Source organism: Mesorhizobium sp. CNPSo 4689 (genome assembly GCF_057784325.1).
In genome coordinates this window covers 1-16,896 of record NZ_JBWLUZ010000037.1, presented here as the reverse complement: position 1 = coordinate 16,896, position 16,896 = coordinate 1, and the positions used below count along the sequence as shown (strand labels likewise).

Annotated in this window: 21 protein-coding genes; 13 read left to right on the top strand and 8 right to left on the bottom strand. The window is 62.8% G+C overall.

Features of this window, described 5'->3' with window-relative positions; genetic code table 11:
- Positions 1-2: 2 nt before the first annotated feature.
- Positions 3-365, top strand: a complete 363-nt coding sequence (locus tag AC04SI_RS28410; protein WP_404283923.1) for a hypothetical protein — start codon at positions 3-5, stop codon at positions 363-365.
- Between the two features lie 319 nt (positions 366-684).
- Positions 685-1,440, top strand: coding sequence for a phage terminase large subunit family protein (locus AC04SI_RS28405; protein WP_404283921.1), 756 nt, complete (start codon positions 685-687; stop codon positions 1,438-1,440).
- Between the two features lie 85 nt (positions 1,441-1,525).
- On the opposite strand, the gene AC04SI_RS28400 is transcribed toward AC04SI_RS28405, so the two are convergent.
- The gene (locus AC04SI_RS28400; RefSeq protein WP_404283919.1) at positions 1,526-2,002 is read right to left on the bottom strand and encodes a hypothetical protein; all 477 of its coding nucleotides are present in this window, start codon (positions 2,000-2,002) and stop codon (positions 1,526-1,528) included.
- 165 nt (positions 2,003-2,167) lie between these two features.
- Positions 2,168-2,539 carry a nuclear transport factor 2 family protein gene (locus tag AC04SI_RS28395; protein ID WP_404283917.1) on the bottom strand — a complete coding sequence of 124 codons (372 nt, stop codon included), beginning with the start codon at positions 2,537-2,539 and terminating at the stop codon, positions 2,168-2,170.
- Between the two features lie 148 nt (positions 2,540-2,687).
- On the opposite strand from AC04SI_RS28395, the gene AC04SI_RS28390 reads away from it, so the two are divergent.
- Together AC04SI_RS28390 and AC04SI_RS28385 are read left to right on the top strand one after the other, a co-directional pair.
- Positions 2,688-3,224, top strand: a complete 537-nt coding sequence (locus AC04SI_RS28390) for a hypothetical protein (RefSeq protein ID WP_404283916.1) — start codon at positions 2,688-2,690, stop codon at positions 3,222-3,224.
- The gene (locus AC04SI_RS28385) at positions 3,166-3,360 is read left to right on the top strand and encodes a hypothetical protein (RefSeq protein WP_404283978.1); all 195 of its coding nucleotides are present in this window, start codon (positions 3,166-3,168) and stop codon (positions 3,358-3,360) included. The genes AC04SI_RS28390 and AC04SI_RS28385 overlap by 59 nt, the downstream gene beginning before the upstream one ends.
- A 550-nt stretch (positions 3,361-3,910) precedes the next feature.
- On the opposite strand, the gene AC04SI_RS28380 is transcribed toward AC04SI_RS28385, so the two are convergent.
- Positions 3,911-4,570 carry a methyltransferase domain-containing protein gene (locus AC04SI_RS28380; RefSeq protein ID WP_404283914.1) on the bottom strand — a complete coding sequence of 220 codons (660 nt, stop codon included), beginning with the start codon at positions 4,568-4,570 and terminating at the stop codon, positions 3,911-3,913.
- A 64-nt stretch (positions 4,571-4,634) separates the two neighbouring features.
- On the opposite strand from AC04SI_RS28380, the gene AC04SI_RS28375 reads away from it, so the two are divergent.
- Positions 4,635-6,425, top strand: coding sequence for a portal protein (locus AC04SI_RS28375; RefSeq protein WP_404283912.1), 1,791 nt, complete (start codon positions 4,635-4,637; stop codon positions 6,423-6,425).
- Positions 6,422-6,742, top strand: a complete 321-nt coding sequence (locus tag AC04SI_RS28370; RefSeq protein ID WP_404283910.1) for a Bbp19 family protein — start codon at positions 6,422-6,424, stop codon at positions 6,740-6,742. The genes AC04SI_RS28375 and AC04SI_RS28370 overlap by 4 nt, the downstream gene beginning before the upstream one ends.
- A 25-nt stretch (positions 6,743-6,767) precedes the next feature.
- Here the strand turns inward: AC04SI_RS28370 and AC04SI_RS28365 are convergent, their stop codons facing one another.
- The 4 genes from AC04SI_RS28365 to AC04SI_RS28350 form a co-directional block, all read right to left on the bottom strand.
- Positions 6,768-7,070 (bottom strand): RNA-binding protein, encoded by a 303-nt coding sequence (locus tag AC04SI_RS28365; RefSeq protein ID WP_404283909.1) that lies wholly within the window; start codon positions 7,068-7,070, stop codon positions 6,768-6,770.
- A 286-nt stretch (positions 7,071-7,356) separates the two neighbouring features.
- Positions 7,357-7,674, bottom strand: coding sequence for a YMGG-like glycine zipper-containing protein (locus AC04SI_RS28360; protein ID WP_006200557.1), 318 nt, complete (start codon positions 7,672-7,674; stop codon positions 7,357-7,359).
- 203 nt (positions 7,675-7,877) lie between these two features.
- Complete coding sequence (locus tag AC04SI_RS28355; RefSeq protein WP_404283907.1) at positions 7,878-8,279, bottom strand: type II toxin-antitoxin system HicB family antitoxin; 402 nt, start codon at positions 8,277-8,279, stop codon at positions 7,878-7,880.
- Between the two features lie 4 nt (positions 8,280-8,283).
- Complete coding sequence (locus AC04SI_RS28350; RefSeq protein ID WP_404283905.1) at positions 8,284-8,472, bottom strand: type II toxin-antitoxin system HicA family toxin; 189 nt, start codon at positions 8,470-8,472, stop codon at positions 8,284-8,286.
- Positions 8,473-8,564: 92 nt separating this feature from the next.
- On the opposite strand from AC04SI_RS28350, the gene AC04SI_RS28345 reads away from it, so the two are divergent.
- From AC04SI_RS28345 to AC04SI_RS28315, 7 genes are all read left to right on the top strand, one after another.
- Positions 8,565-9,137: a hypothetical protein gene (locus AC04SI_RS28345; RefSeq protein WP_488475327.1), complete on the top strand. Its 573-nt coding sequence runs from the start codon at positions 8,565-8,567 to the stop codon at positions 9,135-9,137.
- A gap of 139 nt (positions 9,138-9,276) precedes the next feature.
- Positions 9,277-10,191, top strand: coding sequence for a hypothetical protein (locus tag AC04SI_RS28340; protein ID WP_488475326.1), 915 nt, complete (start codon positions 9,277-9,279; stop codon positions 10,189-10,191).
- 13 nt (positions 10,192-10,204) lie between these two features.
- On the top strand, positions 10,205-11,194 hold the full coding sequence (locus AC04SI_RS28335) for a Coat protein (RefSeq protein ID WP_404283900.1): 990 nt from the start codon (positions 10,205-10,207) through the stop codon (positions 11,192-11,194).
- Between the two features lie 129 nt (positions 11,195-11,323).
- On the top strand, positions 11,324-11,623 hold the full coding sequence (locus AC04SI_RS28330; protein WP_404283898.1) for a hypothetical protein: 300 nt from the start codon (positions 11,324-11,326) through the stop codon (positions 11,621-11,623).
- 436 nt (positions 11,624-12,059) lie between these two features.
- Positions 12,060-12,188: a hypothetical protein gene (locus AC04SI_RS28325; RefSeq protein ID WP_404283896.1), complete on the top strand. Its 129-nt coding sequence runs from the start codon at positions 12,060-12,062 to the stop codon at positions 12,186-12,188.
- Between the two features lie 254 nt (positions 12,189-12,442).
- Entirely contained in the window at positions 12,443-13,042 is a 600-nt protein-coding gene (locus tag AC04SI_RS28320; protein ID WP_404283895.1) for a phage connector family protein, read from the top strand.
- Positions 13,042-15,507, top strand: a complete 2,466-nt coding sequence (locus tag AC04SI_RS28315) for a phage tail protein (RefSeq protein ID WP_488475325.1) — start codon at positions 13,042-13,044, stop codon at positions 15,505-15,507. Before AC04SI_RS28320 ends, AC04SI_RS28315 begins: the two co-directional genes overlap by 1 nt.
- Before the next feature lie 966 nt (positions 15,508-16,473).
- Here the strand turns inward: AC04SI_RS28315 and AC04SI_RS28310 are convergent.
- Positions 16,474-16,896: GFA family protein (locus AC04SI_RS28310; protein ID WP_488475324.1), on the bottom strand; the 423-nt coding region annotated here is incomplete at its 5' end.

The window sequence follows — 16,896 nt, the reverse complement described above, 5'->3', positions numbered from 1 at the left end:
ACATGCACGGACATGACTTGCGGAAGCTGCTCCTGCTTTGCGGGCTCATCGGTCTCGCCGCCTGCACCGAAAAAGACTGGCGCGCTGCGGCGATCGCCAAGGCCGAAGACGAGGTCCGTGACCAGGTGAACGATCCGGTGGCCCAGTTCAGCCATGTCCAGGTCACCGGCAACAGTTCGACCGGGCAGACCTGCGGCTACGTCATGGCCAAGAGCGGCATCTTCACGAAAGGCGGGCACTTCATCATCTATATCGATGGATCCGCACCGCGTATCGAGAGCGGCATGGGTCGGCGTTCCTGGTCGAAGCAGGAGTTCGACATTCAGTGGCAGAATGACTGCCTCAAGGAAGGCTACAAATCCTGAGCGGACATAGCAGAACTTGGGTTCCTCGCCCCGCGCGAAGCGGGGAGCAACAACGTCACGTCTGCCGCGCTGCCCCTCATCCGCATGCCGGCACCTTCTCCCCGTATAGTGACGGGGAGAAGGGGCTTGCCGCAACCTTGGCGCCCCGTCCACAACGCTGGTGACTGGCGAAACCGTCGATGAGAGCGCCCCTCTCCCCGTCACTATACGGGGAGAGGATGCCGGCAGGCAGGTGAGGGGTGGCGCCAACGCAGGCGGAAATCATGTGCAAAAACAATGCGCTACAGCCGCATCCTGAATCGATCCGTGCGGAGAAACAATGACCCGTCACGTCACCTTCATGACCATCGACGATGCCGAGCACTATTCGCCCGAGCAGCGTGCCGCGATCGTCGCTGCCTATCCCGCGCATGAGCGCGAGGCGCGCGCCAAGGGCATTCCGGTGCTGGGTTCCGGCCGTATCTTTCCGGTGGCCGAGCAGCTGATCGCCTGCGAGCCGTTCCGCCTGCCACGCTATTGGCCGCGGCTCGGCGCACTGGATTTCGGCTGGGACCATCCGTCGGCCGCCGTCGAACTCGCCTGGGATACGGAGGCCGATGTCGTCTATGTCACCAAGGCGGCCCGCGCCGCGCAGCAGACGCCGGCCATGCAGGCGCTGACCTTGAAACCGTGGGGCGAATGGCTGCCCTTCGCCTGGCCGCGCGACGGCCGCCGCGAGACGCTGGAGGGCGCCGGCGTGGCGCTGGCCAAACAATATGCCGCGCACGGGCTGAACATGCTGTCGCGCCACGCCCAGTTCGCCGACGGCTCGGTCTCGGTTGAGGCCGGGCTGATGGAGATGCTCGACCGCATGCAATCCGGCCGCTTCAAGGTGTTTTCGACGCTGCTGCCCTGGTTCGAGGAATTCCGCCTCTACCACCGCAAGGACGGCCAGGTGGTGAAGCTGCGCGACGATCTGATGGCCGCGACGCGTTATGGCGTGATGATGCTGCGGGAGGCTGTGGTCGATCCTGCGGAGTACAGGGCGGCGAGGCGGGCGGCGGGGCAGAGCGATCCCCTGGGGGCGTTTCGGTAGTCTCGCCTTGGTAGTGGGTCAGTTTGAAATCTGACGCTGCGCTTTTTGCCGGGCGCCGTTCTTCGCTCAGATCTGAGCATATTTGTCAGTTCTTCGGCATTTGGGGTGGCACAAGTTGAACGTATGGCGTCGTCGGTTCCTCATTAGGGTGACTGCGGCTCGGGGCCGGCTTCCCGGATTTGCCGAGCGACCTAATGTATTGATAGAGCGATTGCATATCGCTCTCCTCCATCGCTCGAAGATTGTACCAAGGCATCGGTGGAAGCGTTCTAATGCGCTTCAGCATCCCTACGAATCCGCGCTCGCTCATTACCGCAGCATCTCTCCGAAGATTGGTCGCATAGGTCGTGCCCCAGGGACCGCGCCAACCGACCGAGTTGCCCATTAAAGCCTTTTCAGGATCAATCTTGCCTTCTGTTTCGCTGTAGCCTTCGGTATGGCAATCGTGACACCCGCCGATGATTGATACCTGCAACCCTCGTTCGACCGATACTTCGCTTTGAGCGAAGGCTGCAGGCATCGTGAGGCCGGCTAATAGGAAAAACAGGCTTGTGACGCGCATCCTTCCCTCCCATGCGTTCCGCTTAAGCATATATGAGCCAACGTCCGAAGGCGAAGGCCCGCGTCAAGGCCCTCAAATTTCAAACTGATGAACTACCCTTGTACGGGCCGCGCACATCGCCGCCAATCTTGCTGCGATGTCGCGAATTGACCCCATCGCCAACTCTTACTCCACTATCTTCCAGTAAGAATCCTTGCGGATCACCTTGCCGTCGCGAAACGTGTAGAAGTCGCAACCCCGGACCTCCTTCTTCACGCCCTCGCGGGTGGTGCCGGTGAGGGTCCATTTCGACATGCCGGTGTCGGCAGCCTCGTCCACAAAATGCTCGCCATTGCCGTAGTGGACATCGGGCAAGCCTTCGAAGCGTGTTGCCAGCGCCGCTCGTACATTTGGTTTACCCTCGAAACGAGAGCCCCAGGGCTTGCTGCCCCTCGGCATCTCGAGGACGCAGTCGTCGGCGAAGTGCGCCATGATGCGATCGAGATCGTGGGCGTTGAAGGCTTCGCATAGCTCGGTCAGTGTCGATCGAATGTCCATTCGCCCATCCTCCGTTCAGTCGCATGTTTCTGTTCGTGCGCGTTCGACGTCCGAAGTTAGCTCACCGGCGATTGCGCCGGTCAAGGCCGCGGGACCCCGAGGCTCCGCTCCCGAAGCGAGGCGCATCCCTATGGCTCTGGCCCTTTGCATGACCCTCCGCATCATCCCTGCCACGCTGCGCGACCTCTCCTACATCGCCGCCAATTTGCGCCCCGAGGATCGCGCCGAGATCGACTGCCAGTTGGACCACTGGTCGCCGGCGCTGCTGGCGCTGACGGCGCTGCAGGGGTTTGCCTATGTCGCCGAACTCGACGGCAATCCGGAAGCTGGCTTCGGCGCCGCCGAACAGCGCAGCGGGTTGTGGATCGCCTGGAGCTGGGGCACGCGCCGCATGAAGCGCTGCGTGCCTGGCATCACGCGGTTTTTTCACGACGTGCTCGGACCACAGGTTGCGGCGCGCGGCGCCTGGCGGGTCGAGGCGAGGGCGCTGGCTGAAAACGAATTGGCGCTGCGCTGGCTCGGCCGGCTCGGCGCCACGCAACGCTGCCTCCTGCCGGGCTACGGCAGGAACGGCGAGGACTTTTTTCTCTACGACTGGACAAGAACCTCTCAACGCGGGGAAAGCCATGTGCCTCTTTCAAAAGCCACCGGAACTGAAGCCGCTGCCGCCGACACCGACGGCTGAGGACAAGGATGTGCAGGCGCGCGAAGCCGCCTTGCGGGCTGAGCTCGAACAGCGCCAGGGCAGCTTGAGCACGGTGAAAACCGACCTTGCGCCCGGCGATCTCACGGGACGGCGCCGCGTGCTGCTGGGAGTGTGACGCGATGACCGCGATGAAGCGCAGTTTCAGAAAGCGCGTGCTGGCGTGGTGGTACTGGCGGCGGCATGCGCGGTTGGTGAAGCGGCGGGGGTGAGGGCTCTTCCTTCTCCCCTTGTGGGAGAAGGTGGATCGGCGCGCAGCGCCGAGACGGATGAGGGGTGTTGGAAGGAATGAGGCGTTGAAAGATCGAGGAATTTTAAGCGCTTGGTTCTCCAACGCAGCGATCCTTCCAGCACCCCTCATCCGACCGAGCTTCGCTCGGCCACCTTCTCCCACAAGGGGAGAAGGGAAAGCGCACCCCTACATCTGCCCGTCCAGCCACTCGCGCAGGGCCTTGTCTTCCTCGCTTTCGGCAACAGGCGGGGTGCGCCGCCTCCAGACGTACCAGAGGGCGGCGAGCACGCCGGCGGCCCACAGGCCGGCGAACAGGTTTCCGATGAAGTCGATCTGACGATCCTCCCAAGCCGGGCAATATTAGCACGGCCTGATTGAAGAGGACAGATTGACGTCGTTTCCCCGGCTGCGGCTGCCTGCCGCGCCCGAGGCCGGATCAGCTTGGTTTGCGGGCGAAGGCCCAGACCATCAGCGGGTATTCCTCGTCATTGCTGAGGTCGCGCCACAGGCCGTAGGCGCGCACCGGCCCGCCGATATGGGCTCTTGCGCAGGCCTTGTTGCCCCAGCCATGGACCTTGATGTTCGCTTCGGGGAAACCACCCTCGACCATAAGCTGCTTGAGGCCGGCCGGCGTCCAGCGATTGTAGTCGTGCGGCCTGGCATGCACGCGGAACAGGAACGGTGTGGCCACCATCGCCCAGCCGCCCGGCCGGGTCATGGCGTGGATGTTTTCGGCCGCCGCCAGCGGCCGCTGCACATGTTCCAGCACCTGGTCGGCGATGACGATGGAATACTGCTCCTCGGTGCGGTCCTTGCAGATGTCGAAGTCGGGGAAATCGACCGACGTGTAGTTGGGGCAAATCGCCTTCCAGTAGCGGTTCCAGCCCGGCGAGATCTCGATCACATCGGAGGATTTGCGGCCGCCCGCCCGCAGGAACTCGGTGAATGCCTCGATCTGGCGGATGCGCAGCCAGTTGCGCGAATCATAGCCGATCAGCCGCTTCACGGCGCGTTTGCTTTGGTTTTTCAGGGTACCGGCAAGGCTTGTCGTCACATCGACCTCCTCCAATGCCCCGCCGCGCTGCCTCCTTAACATCGCAAAGCGCAAGAAATTTGACTGCTCGCAAGCAAGTGAACGACAGCGAAGAAAGATTGCCAACATGAGCGATTCCCGTGCCCGCGATATCCTGTCGCGCCAGGCCGAACTCGAGAGCGAACGCGCCGAATACGAGCACGTCTGGGAGGCCGTCTCCGAATTCTGCGATCCCGATGCGCCCGATGTCTGGAGCGGCCGTCGCCAGTCAGGCTGGGGCTCGCAGGCCGAGCGGCACGAGCGGCGCGGCGCCCGTGTCTATGCCAACACCATCAACTCGGCCGCCAACCGGCTGGCCGCCGGGCTCGAAAGCCTGATCATCCCGCAGTCGGAAAAATGGCACGGACTGACCACCGCCGAGATGAACGACGAGGAGACCGACGAGGAGAAGGAATGGGCGGAAGCCTTGCGCGATTTCCTGTTCTCATTGCGCTATTCCGCCAATTCGAACTTCGTGCCGGCAACGCAGGCCTGCCTGCGCAACGTCGTGCGCTACGGCCCGGCCTATCTCTATGCCGAGGAAGGCTTTGGCGGCACGCTGATCCGCTATGCCTCCATCCCCGTGGTCGAGGGTTATCTCGCGCGCAACCGCTGGGGCCAGGTCGACACGTTTCACCGCCGCTATGAGCGCACCGCGAGACAGGCAGCACAGCTGCTCGGCTACGAAAAACTGCCGGCGCGCATCAAGATGCTGGTCGACGACCCCGCCAAATGCGACGAGAAGATCTCGCTGATCCAGTGCATAAAGCCGCGCGACGAGCGCCGCATGTACCGCAGCGGCGGCGCCTACCAGTATCTCGATCAGGCCTTCGCTTCCTGGCACGTCATCGAGGACGAGGAGGAGATCGTCAGGGAAAGCGGGTTTCGCACCTTCCCGGTATCGTGCTTCAACTGGCGCCGCTACGAGGGCGACGCCTACGGCATCTCGCCGGCCATCGAGGCGTTGACCACCGTGCGCGAGGAGAACGCCGTGCGCCGCTCGGGGCTTCGTGCGCTGCAGCAGATCACCGATCCGGCGACCGCCTCGAAAGCCCGGCTCGACTACGTGCCGGTGCTCAATCCCGGCGAGAACCATCCCGGCCTGATCGACGACAATGGCCGGCCGCTGATCGCGCCGATCTCAACCGGCCAGAACCCGACCTATGCCTTCAACTATGCGGCAAGCCGGGCCGAGGAAATCCGCGACATGATGTTCGTCAACCTGTTCCAGACATTGGTGCAGAACCCGCAGATGAGCGCGACCGAGGCGCTGATCCGCCAGGAGGAAAAGGGCGCGCTGCTCGGCCCCTCCGGCTCGATCATCCAGGCCGGTTTTGCCACCAATCTCGATCGCGAGCTCGGCATTCTGGAGGACAAGGGCCTCTACGACGAGGACAGCCGCTTCCTGCCGCCGGCGAGCCTCGCCGGCAAGGCGGTGCGGCCGACCTTCACCGGCCCGCTCGATGTGCTGAGGCGCTCGGCGGAAGCCCGCGATACCATCCAGGTGGTGACGACGGCCATGCAGATGGCACAGTTCGATCCCGGCATCATGGACAATATCGACGCCGACGAGGCGCTGAAGATCGTGCAGAGCGCCGGCCGCAGCCCGCAGCGCATTTTTCGCCGCAGGCAAGAAGTGGCCGGTCTGCGTGGCGCGAGAGCCAAGGCACAACAGGCGCAGGCCGGCATGGCGGCGATCGCCACCGCCGGCAAGGTCGCCAAGGACGCCGTGCCCGCCGCGGTCCAGGCGCGCGACAGCGGCCTGCTCGACAGCCTGCAAGGGCTGATGGGCGGGCAAGGGGCGCCGGTCGACGCAACGCGCGGTCAGGCGATGGCGGCGGCTGGCGCTGGTGGTCCTAACGCGGCAGGCGGCGCATGACCCGGAAACGCTTTGCCCATTCCACGCAGGCCGGCGGCCCGGCCAGGGCACGAGACGCGCTGGCCAAGGCCTATCTCAGGGTCTTCTCCGGCGAGGACGGCGAGATGGTGCTGGCCGATCTCGCGGCAGTGACCGGCTACTACCGGCGCCCGTCCTACGGCGAGTGGATGGCACGGACCAAAACACCGAACGGCTTCGAGCTGCACAGCGCCTTGAGCAACGCACGGGCAGAGGTGGTGCAGCACATCATGGGGTTCTTGACGCTGGACGAGGCGCAGCTTGTGGCGCTGGAGAAGGCGGCGAGGGCGGAGGGGTAGGTGAGGAGGCGATGTTGCCCTATGGCTAAAATTTGCTCAAATCCACAGTGATGCGCATCGGGCTGGTTTTGACACCCGGCGGCCAACATCTCTGGACCGATTTCAAAAGTTGCCGGGCGGCTTCCGCCGCCGCTTCCGAATGAGGTTCGTAGGATACAACGGCAATCGACTTGACCTTGCCGGCCTTGTCCAGTGTCACCTCGAAAACGGCTTTGAGGTGATTGTCGACAGCGGTCACTGGCAAGACCAGGCAACCGCTGATCTGGTCGACACTGACTGCCTCTTTGGCGTGCGCGGAAACCGAACAAAGAACCAGCAGCGAGGTCATCAAAAATCGCATCGTCGCCCCCTTGGAGCAGAGACGATAGCGTCGATCGCGGATCAGGGTAAGGGCGCCGGCGGTCGCTCCACCTTCTCCCCCTGTGGGAGAAGGTGGATCGGCGCGCAGCGCCGAAACGGATGAGGGGTGCTGGAAGAAACGAGGCGTTGGCGATCATTTCGCCTTGCGTCCTGTTTGGATAAAGGGTGCCAGCCAAGCTGGAGCACCCCTCATCCGACCTCGCTTCGCGAGGCCACCTTCTCCCACAAGGGGAGAAGGGAAGAGCAAAGCCGCCTCAATAGTCGCCGTTGTAATACCGGTCGTCGCAAGGCGCGGTGTAGATGCGGCCGTAGCGGTCCTGGTAGCGGCAGAGCTGTTCGCCGCGCCGCTGCGGCGTGGTGGCGCTGCCGACGACCGCGCCCAAAAGGGCGCCGCCGGCCGCACCGATCACCGTGCTCTTGGTGTTGCCGCCAATCGCCTGGCCGACGAGAGCGCCGCCGGCACCGCCCAGCAGCGCGCCCGTGGTGGCTCTCTGCTGCCCCTCGGTCTGCGTCTCGCAGCCTGCCAGCGCCGCGGTCATGAGCACGGCCAAAATGGCTTTCTTGATGATCATCTGAAGGTCTCCTTTGAAGACGTGGAATTGGCGTTTTGGATCAATGCCTTGCCAAGTGCTGTCGCATTGCGGCGGAACGGCGGCACCGTTGCTCACGAAATGAGACATGGTTTCTCGGCTCTTGAAGATCATGGTCGCCAAACCGGAAACACCCTGAGCGAACAGCACGATAACGCCTTGGCTTGAATCAGGTTGCGAGCCCGCTACGCTGCTTCGGTCCGCATCGCCTTTTTTGCGGCCGCGGTCAGAAATCCGGAGCGGCTGTAGCCGTGGCGTTCCGCGTACTGATCGATCTGGTGAAGGACGTCCTCCGGAATGGTGACGTTGACGCGCACCACCTTCGTCGCATCGGTCTTCAAGGCGACCAGTATGGCGACGCCCGTCAGATTGTCCTTGTTGGACATCACCTCTTCCAGGGAGGAGGGCTCGGGAATGGCTTCGCCGTCCTCGACAAGGCCCTCGACGTGGAAGGCCAGTGCCTCCTCCGCCATGCCGCGTGCGTCGTCCAGGCTGGTGCCGGCCGTGACCACGCCCGGAAAGTCCGGGAAGGATACGCCGAAGTCGCTGTCCGCTTCCTTGTGGATCAGTCCGATATAGTGACGCATTTTTCTACCTCAGCTTCAGACCGGATTGCTTTTCTATACTCTTCAATGTGCCGATCGGGATGTCGCGCTTGGGATGCGGGACCGTCACTCGGCCGGGTTTCGACCTGTGCTTGAACTGAGCGTGACTGCCCTTCCGAGCCACCTCGAACCAGCCATCAGCCAACAGTCTGTCGATGACATCGGCGCTCTTCATGTTGTGTATCGATACACACAATACAAGAGCGCGTCCATAGGCATGCCGACAGTCTTCCCGCCCTGAATTCCACCCAAAAATGGAGAAATGCCATGACCCGAGGTCTTCCCCGCACACTTGTCCGTGCCGCCGCCCGCGAGGCCGGCCTTGCCCCGCCCAGGCTCGGCCTCAAGGCCGTGACCACAGGGCAGGGCGGCGCTTACCGCACCGTCTTTACCTTCGCCGCGATGCAGGTGCCGGTCACCGATGCGCTGGCCTATGCTGCCCAAAAGATCTTCGACTTCGCCGACGGCAAGGTGCGCATCAAGGGCGGCACGGCGCGGCTGCAGTTCGCCGTGCTGACTGCCCGCGCCTCGACCATCAACGACAATGCGGCGCTCACCTGGGGCATAGGTTCGGCGGCGGCGTCGAGCGCGACGCTCGCCGGCACCATGGTCAATGTGCTGGCATCCACCGGCCGCACGCTGGATGGGGCAGGTGCTGCTTTGTCCACGGCTTCGACCGCCGACATCGCGGCTGCAGCGACGCTCGACGGCACGGCTACGCCAGTCGACCTCTATCTCAACCTTGCCTTCGCCACCGGCACCGACATCGACGCCGACGGCACGATCGCGGTGACCGGCACGATCACGCTGCTGTGGGAGAACTGGGGGGATAACGCGTAAGCGCCGGAACTGCCGATCTCCCCCCAAGTGGGGGAGATGCCCGGCAGGGCAGAGGGGGGCGCTGTCCCGCCGGCCTTTCCGTCGGTTTTGCTTGAGCTCTCCGGGAAGCTGGAGGGCATGAAATAAGCTGAACGGGTCCGTGACCATGCGGCCGGCGGGCAACCCAGTACGGCCACCGGCAGGCGGGGACAACGGGTCCGCCCCGCCTACGGCCAAAAGTTGGTTTGACGGTCTTTCCGAAGGCAACCGCAAGCTCGCTGAAACCAAGGGCTGGACCAAGCCTGAAAGCCTCGATCGGGTTTTCACATCCTATGCGGAGCTGGAGCGGCAGCAGGGCGAAAGCCTGCGCATTCCGGCCGCGGACGCCTCAAGGGAAGACTGGGACAGGTTCCATGCCCGGCTGCCCGAAGCGATGCGTCCGCTCACCTCGTCCGAGAAGGTCGAATACAGGCGCCCGGAGGGGTTGCCCGAAAACTTCGCCTATTCGGACGAGCTCGCCAGTGCCTCCAAGGTCTGGGCGGTCGAAGCCGGTGCTTCGCCCAAGATCGCGCAGGCCTATCACGACAAGTTCGTCGGCTACATGGCCGAGCAGGCCGTGCGCCAGGAGATCGCGCTTGCCCGCTCGGTCGAGGCCACCCATGACGAACTGGTCAGGGACTGGGGGCCGACCGACAGCGACGGCTTTCGCCAAAAACTCGAGGTCGCCAACCGAGCGATGAAGAAGCTCGGCCTGGTCGACGCCTACAAGGCAAAGCGCATCCTTCTGCCTGACGGGGCGTTGACCGATCCGCAGATCGCCAGGGCCTTCCAGGCCATCGGCGAAGCGATGTTTACCGAAGACACGATCGACGGCGGCGCGGCCTTGCGGGGAGGCAATCCCTTCAGGCGCAACGCCGCCGGCGACCGCAACATTTCGGCGATATTCAGCCCTCGTCAAAAGCGACCCAGCCCGCGCCCGGCGGCTGGCACGCGAGGCCGGCGAAAACCCGGACCTGTGGATGCCGAGCAATCCTCTCTGACTCTGAGAGGTCAACCGCCAATCAACCAAACCTGAAGGAAGAGAAAAAATGGCAGACGCCTATACCCGTATCGCGGACGCGATCGTTCCGTCCGTCTATGCGCAATACTCGTTCGAGGAGCATGTCCAGTCGCTCGAGATCTACCAGGCCGGGATCCTGTTTTCCGACCCGGCCATCGCTTCGAAACTGTCGATGGGCGGCCGCTCCGTCGACATGCCCGGCTGGAAGGACCTCGGCAACGATCCGTCCGAGCCGGTCAATGACGATCCGGCCGATTCCATCGAGATGAAGAAGATCGGCTCGCGCCGCGAGGTCGCCGCCCGCAATGTCCGCGCCCAGGCGTGGGGCGTTCCGGACCTGACCTCGATCCTGGCCGGCGACGATCCGCAAAAGCTGATCGTCAAGCGCCAGACCGAATACTGGCAGCGCGCCAACAAGCTGACCTTGCTCGGCATCCTGAAGGGCGTCGTCGCCGACAACATCGCCAACGACGCCGGCGACCTGGTGCGCGTCACCGGCGCTTCCATCGTCGATACCGACATCATCGAGGCCGCCTATCTGATGGGCGACCGCGCCGACAAGTTCAAGACGATCTGGATGCATTCCAAGCAGATGAAGGCGCTGAAGCTCGCCGACCTCATCGACTATGTGCCGTCGTCCGAACAGGGCGGGCCGCTCATCCCCTACTATATGGGGCTGCGCTGCGTGGTCGACGACGACATCCCGGTCGCGGCCGGCGTCTACACCGCCTTCATGTTCAAGGACAAGGCGATCCTGTGGAACGAGCTTCCCGTCAACACCGAAGGCGGGCCGCTGGAATTCGACCGCAAGCCGCGCCAGGGCCATGGCGGCGGCGTCACCGAAATGGTCGGCCGCCGGCACTTTGTTCCGCACGTGCCGGGCACCCGCTTCCTCGACGCCTCCTCGGCCGGCGAATTCGCCACCGATGCCGAACTGGCGCTGGCGGCGAACTGGGACCGCACCGCGTCGAGCGTCAAGAATATGACGTTCATCGCGCTGAAGACCAGCGAGGCCTGAGCGCGCGGAGGAGAGGGGCGGGGGCTCAGCGCCCGCCCCATGACCAAAAGCGTCGAATTGTATTTGGTTGGGTAACTGTTCCTTGCTATCGAGGCGGATAGAGAACTGGAAGTTTCGGGTAGCACGACAATGAATACTTTCAGCAGCTGGTTGTTCCTGGTCATCATGACCGTCGGTTCACTTTCGTTGCCCTTCAACTGGTATGGAGGCAATCTGCTGGACGCGGACATAAAAGCTGGACGCGTCAAGCGTTACTCGCTCTATGCCAACTCCAATTTCGCGAAATACGACGCCTTGAAGCGCCGTGCAGATCAAGGTGACCGTCTTGCTTGGTGGTCGCTCCTTTTGGCTGGCCTCGGGCTCGTACTGGGTATCCTGATGGTCTTGGCGATGTTCTCCAGTCCCATCTGGCGGAAGTGGGTATTCTGACAGGCCGGAGGCTGCTACCCACAGCTGAACACTGAAGCCGTGTTCGAAGGCTGACGCGATCGCTCCGGACAGCTCTATCGTTTTGCACAAGAAAAAGGCGGACCCGGGGGACAGTGGGTCCGCCTTTGCTTGCCGACGGGCTTCGGGGGGGAAGTTGGGTGCCGGCAAACATTCCGATAGCTGGATCAGCACGCGTTGGAGGCTTACTGGGCTTCGGAAACGGAAGTGTGAGCGCGTTTCGCGTTCCGCACAATTAGCCCGATAGGCCTTAGCTCGATAGGCTTAGGACCATCCTGCGGCCTATGTTGCGGGCTTCACAGTCAACGGCACCAATCGGTTACACAAAGGAGCGAGCATATACCTGTGGTGGCAGGGGGTAATCGTGGAGATGACTTACAAATCAGTTCAGGAACTGCTCAGAGAAGCAGGAATTGTCATGAGCAAGAAAGGTGAAATCCACCGCATAAACTTCTTTGGTGGGCTGGAAGACACCGCGCTCTACACGACAAGCTTGGAGGACGCCCTGGACAGGGGGCTGAGGATGGCGAGGCCGCGACGTTCGTGAGTCGAGCTGTGCTGATCCGATAGATCGAAAGGGTACCGATTCCGACCTAGGAATCCATCGCCATCATTGGCGTAATCCTCTCGGGCACGTCTTCGCGCCCCTTGTCCTGCCGGCAGCTTGCCGCCGGCTCCGCTTGCCCACACGCCCCAAAAGTTCCCAGCCGCTTCGCAGCGGCTTTTTTCATGCCCGGAGACACCATGACCCTTGCTCGACGCATTGCCCCCATTCTGGTCACTTGGACGGGGCGCTGACCCATGGCCATCACCCCGCTCGACATCGCCAACATGGCGCTCGCCGTGCTCGACGAGGCGCCGATCGATTCACTCGACCAGGACGTCAAGGCGGCGCGCCTGCTCAACCTGCATTTCGACCTGACGCGCGAAGCCGAACTGACCAAACACGCCTGGGTGTTCGCCATCCTGTCGGCAAGCGTTCCCGGGTCGGATACCGGGAGCGGCGGCTGTACCTTGAATGTCGCCTATGAACTGCCGGCCGATTGCCTGCGCCCGCTGCCGCCGACCCACAATGGCGAACCGGACGGCGTGCCGGTTTCCTGGCGCCAGGAGGCTGGGATCATCTATTCCGATCGGCCCGGCCCGCTCGCCATCCGCTACATCGCCAACCTCACCGACCCGAACGATTGGGACGCGCTGTTCACCGAAGTGCTGGTGGCGGCCCTTGCCGTCAAGATCGCGCATCCGCTGACCCACAAGGCCGGCATGATCGACATCGCCCGCTCGGCCTATGACCGCGCGCTCGACGCAGCCTTTTCGGCCAACGCCATCCAGCGCGGCGGCCGCGCCTACACCGCGTCCTGGGCGATCCAGCGCGGCGACAGCAGGTACGCACGCTGATGGCGACACTCTATCCAGTCCAGGACGTCTTCACCCGCGGCGAGATCTCGCCGCGTCTGCACGCGCGCGCCTCGCTCGATCTCTATCGCGCTGCACTGTCGAAGTGCGAAAACTTCGTCACGCTGCCGCATGGCGGCATCCGCAAGCGCGGCGGCAGCTATTTCGTCGGCGAGGTGAAGAATTCGGCCGTGAGGACGCGTGCCGTCCCCTTCATCTTCAGCGCCGACCAGGCCTACTGCCTGGAGTTCGGCAACCTCTATATCCGCGTCTATGCCTATGGCGCCCGCGTCGGCACGGTGGAAGTGGCCTCGCCCTACCTCGAGGCCGACCTGTTCGACCTCGCCTATGTGCAGTCGGCCGACCAGATGTGGATCAGCCACAAGGATTATCCGCTCAAGGTTCTCACCCGCACCGCGCACACGACCTGGACGCTGGAGGACTACGAGTTTGATGACGGACCTTATGACGAAATCAACGATACCGGGACGACATTGACACCGGCATCCTACGGCTCGTTCGTGCCGAAGATGACCGGCTTGGCGGCTCCAGGCGGTACGGTGTCCAGCTCCACCGGGGCGGCTGATGCGTGGGTACTGTTCGACAAAAGCAGCAAAACGGTCAGCAACGTGACAGGCGGCACCGGGGCATGGGTTCAGTACAGGCTCGCTGGCAGCGCTAGGAAGGTTTGCAATGCCTACTGGCTGCAGGCGACAGGCGCCGCGGGCGCAGCCACGGACATGCCCACGCAATGGGAGGTTCAGGGCTCGAATGATGGCGTGAACTGGGTAACCATCGATGCGCGGCAGGGCGAAACCGGCTGGAGCGCCTCCGAGCGCCGCTACTTCGAATTCTTCAACAAGGCCGCGTTCGAATATCTGCGATGGGACTTTGAGGGCGGCGGCGGCGCCGACAGTGCAAACACGTCATTGGCGGAATTTGCTCCCAACGAAGACGGTGCTCTGATGACGCCGTTCAACCTGACAGCCTCCTCCATCCTCGGCATCAACGGCGATGCCGGGTTCCAGACAAGCGATGTCGGACGGGCCATCCGGCTCTATGCATCCGACGGGCGCTGGCGCTGGGCCAAGATCGCGGCGCGCATCAGCACCACGGTCGTCACGATCCGCCTCTATGGCCACGCGCTTCCCGACCTGAACCAGATCTCACGCTGGCGGCTAGGCACTTTCGTCGCCGGCAAATATGTCGAGAGCGGCTCGCTCTACGAGGAGCGGCTGGCCTTCAGCCGAAGGTTCTCGGTCTATGCCTCGGCCACCGGTGACTTCAACAATTTCGCCACGGGCGAGGAAGACGACGACGCGCTCGAATTCATTCAGGCCGGCGGCGGCCAGGCCAACGACATCGTCTGGATCGCCGAGTCCGATGGCGCGCTGCTGATCGGGACGCTTGGCGGGCTGCGGGCTCTTTCCGGCTCCGGCATCGACGAGGCATTGACCCCGTCATCCTTCAAGAACCGGCGCTCGCGCACCTTCGGCTGCGCCGGCATCCGCCCGGTCGATGCCGGCCAGTCCTTCCTCTATGTCACGCGCTCGCGCTGCTCGATCGCCGAGCTGACGCAGACCTCGGCCGGCAGGTTCTCGTCCGAAGACATCGGCCAGATCTCGGAGCATATCGCCAAGCAAGGGGTGGTCGAACTCGCCTTCCAGACCGACCCCGACCCGATGCTGTGGTTTCCGCTCGAGAATGGCGAGCTTGGCGGCTACACGCACCAGCCAAGCCAGGAGGTGCGCGGCATGCACCGCCATCGCTTCGGCGGTGCCTTCGCCGGCTCCACCTGGGCGGTCGTCGAAAGCGCCGTGGCGACGCCCGGCCAGAACGGCGTCGACGACATCTGGCTGGTCGTCAAGCGCACCATCGCCGGTGTCACCAAACGCTATATCGAGATCATGACGCCGCCCTTCGAGTATGGTGCGCTGGAAGACGCCTTCCAGGTCGATTGCGGGCTGACCTATGCGGGCACCGCCGTCAATGTCGTCTCGGGCCTTGGCCATCTCAACGGCCAGTCGGTCGACGTGCTGGCGTCGGGCAAGGTCTACCGCAACCTCACCGTGGCCGCCGGCCAGGTGACGCTGCCCGGCGGCGCCACCGCGACGAAATGGCAGGTCGGACTTCCCTGTCAGGCGCAAGCCGACACGCTGGAACTCGACGTCGGCGGCCAGGACGGCTCGATCGTCGGCCGCCGCAAGAAGGTGGCCAAAGTGATCCTGTCGCTGCTCGAGACCGACACCACGGGGCTCCAAGTGCAGTCCCTGATCCGCGGCCGCTGGGAGGCGGTGAGGATGCCCTCGATCGTCGCGCCGGACGGCAAGGCCAATCTCTTCACCGGCAATGTCGAGGTGCCGATCGACGACAGCTGGGAAGGGCAGGGCAGGGTCAGGATCCGCCACGTCAACCCGACGCCCTGCACGATCAGGGCATTCACACCGGTGTTCGACGCGGAGCCGTAAGGATCAAAACTCAATCAGCAGGCGGTCGCCAATGCCCGGAATGGGTGGAAAGCGGTCGCTTAGTTCGGCGAAGAGGGGGAGTGGGCCACTCTTAGCGTTTCGGTGGGCCTTGGTAGAGATACCAGAGCGGCAACGCTACGAGTGCGCATGAAACTGCGATCAGCAGAAACCAATAGAGGTACGGGTCTTGGGTCCGATCCAAGACTTGCAGGCCGCCGCCATGCTTTGGGATGGTGGCTTTCCCCGCCCATAGCCAGAAGGCAACGAATGCGCCACCAACCAGCATCTCTGCGATCAAAATGCCCCTGACGATTGGTGAGTGCCGAGTGCTTCCGGCCATTTAGGTGCCCCCTTGTAAGCGGCTAGTGCGTACCCTGCGGGATCATTCTTTCGGCGAAGGTTTTCAATCGTGGCTCGCAATCCATCACCAAAGCTTAGCATGCGCTGATTGCATCAGAGTTAAGTGGGCGGATAAGTTCGGATGGCGGCAATGGGTGGAAAGGCGACCTCCCACTATGGGCACATTCTCGAAACGATTCACTCAGCATCGGTGAGTTATGAATCGCACTGTCGAGAGAGGCGTGATCAATGAGTAGCTCTCAAATGGAAAAATATGTCTGGGCCTCTGTCCTATATTACACCGTGCACGTGGTTGCATCTGTGTTTATTGTAGCTGCTTTTATGAGCAACCTTGGTGGTCTGTGGGGCTTGGCTGCAATATTCGCCTATATTGCGCTGATTAGATCTCTCAATAGATGGCGTCTCAGAAGACATCCACGAAGTGCCTATCAGGTAGAATTGGCCAAACGGAGACTGGACAACTAGTCAACGTCCGCAACGGGTCGAACTCGGTCGTTCAGAGTGATTGAGTTTTGACCCTAGTGGTCAGAATCTGACGTTTGGTACCGGATTCGGAAGTCCCTCAAGGTGGGGAGTGGCCGTTGCCATTTAGCCCGCTGGGGCGTGTCAGCCTTCGATCTGCCGACCGCTCAACGCGTTCAACTCTTCAGCCCTTTGTGGCGGGAATTCCGCGAAACGAGTCCAATCATCAGCGGTGTCGAACCACGGTATATGGTCCTTGAACCAAACATGCACGGTCCAGATATCCGCGACAGGAAGGGCTTCAGGCGCATCAAAACTGCCTACTAGCAAACTGGTTTCGTGCACTCGATGGAAGCCGATTGAGCTTCCGCAGACCGCACAAAAGCTACGCTCTACGTCCCTTGACGAACGATAACGGGTTGGCTCGGCGGCAAGCCATGTCACCGTACCGGCGGGGAAGCCGACCCACGTGCCGATCGGCGATCCGGTATGTTTGCGACACCTATTGCAGTGGCAATGACAGAGCCACAAAGGCTCGGCATTGGTTTTGTAGCGCACGTTGCCACA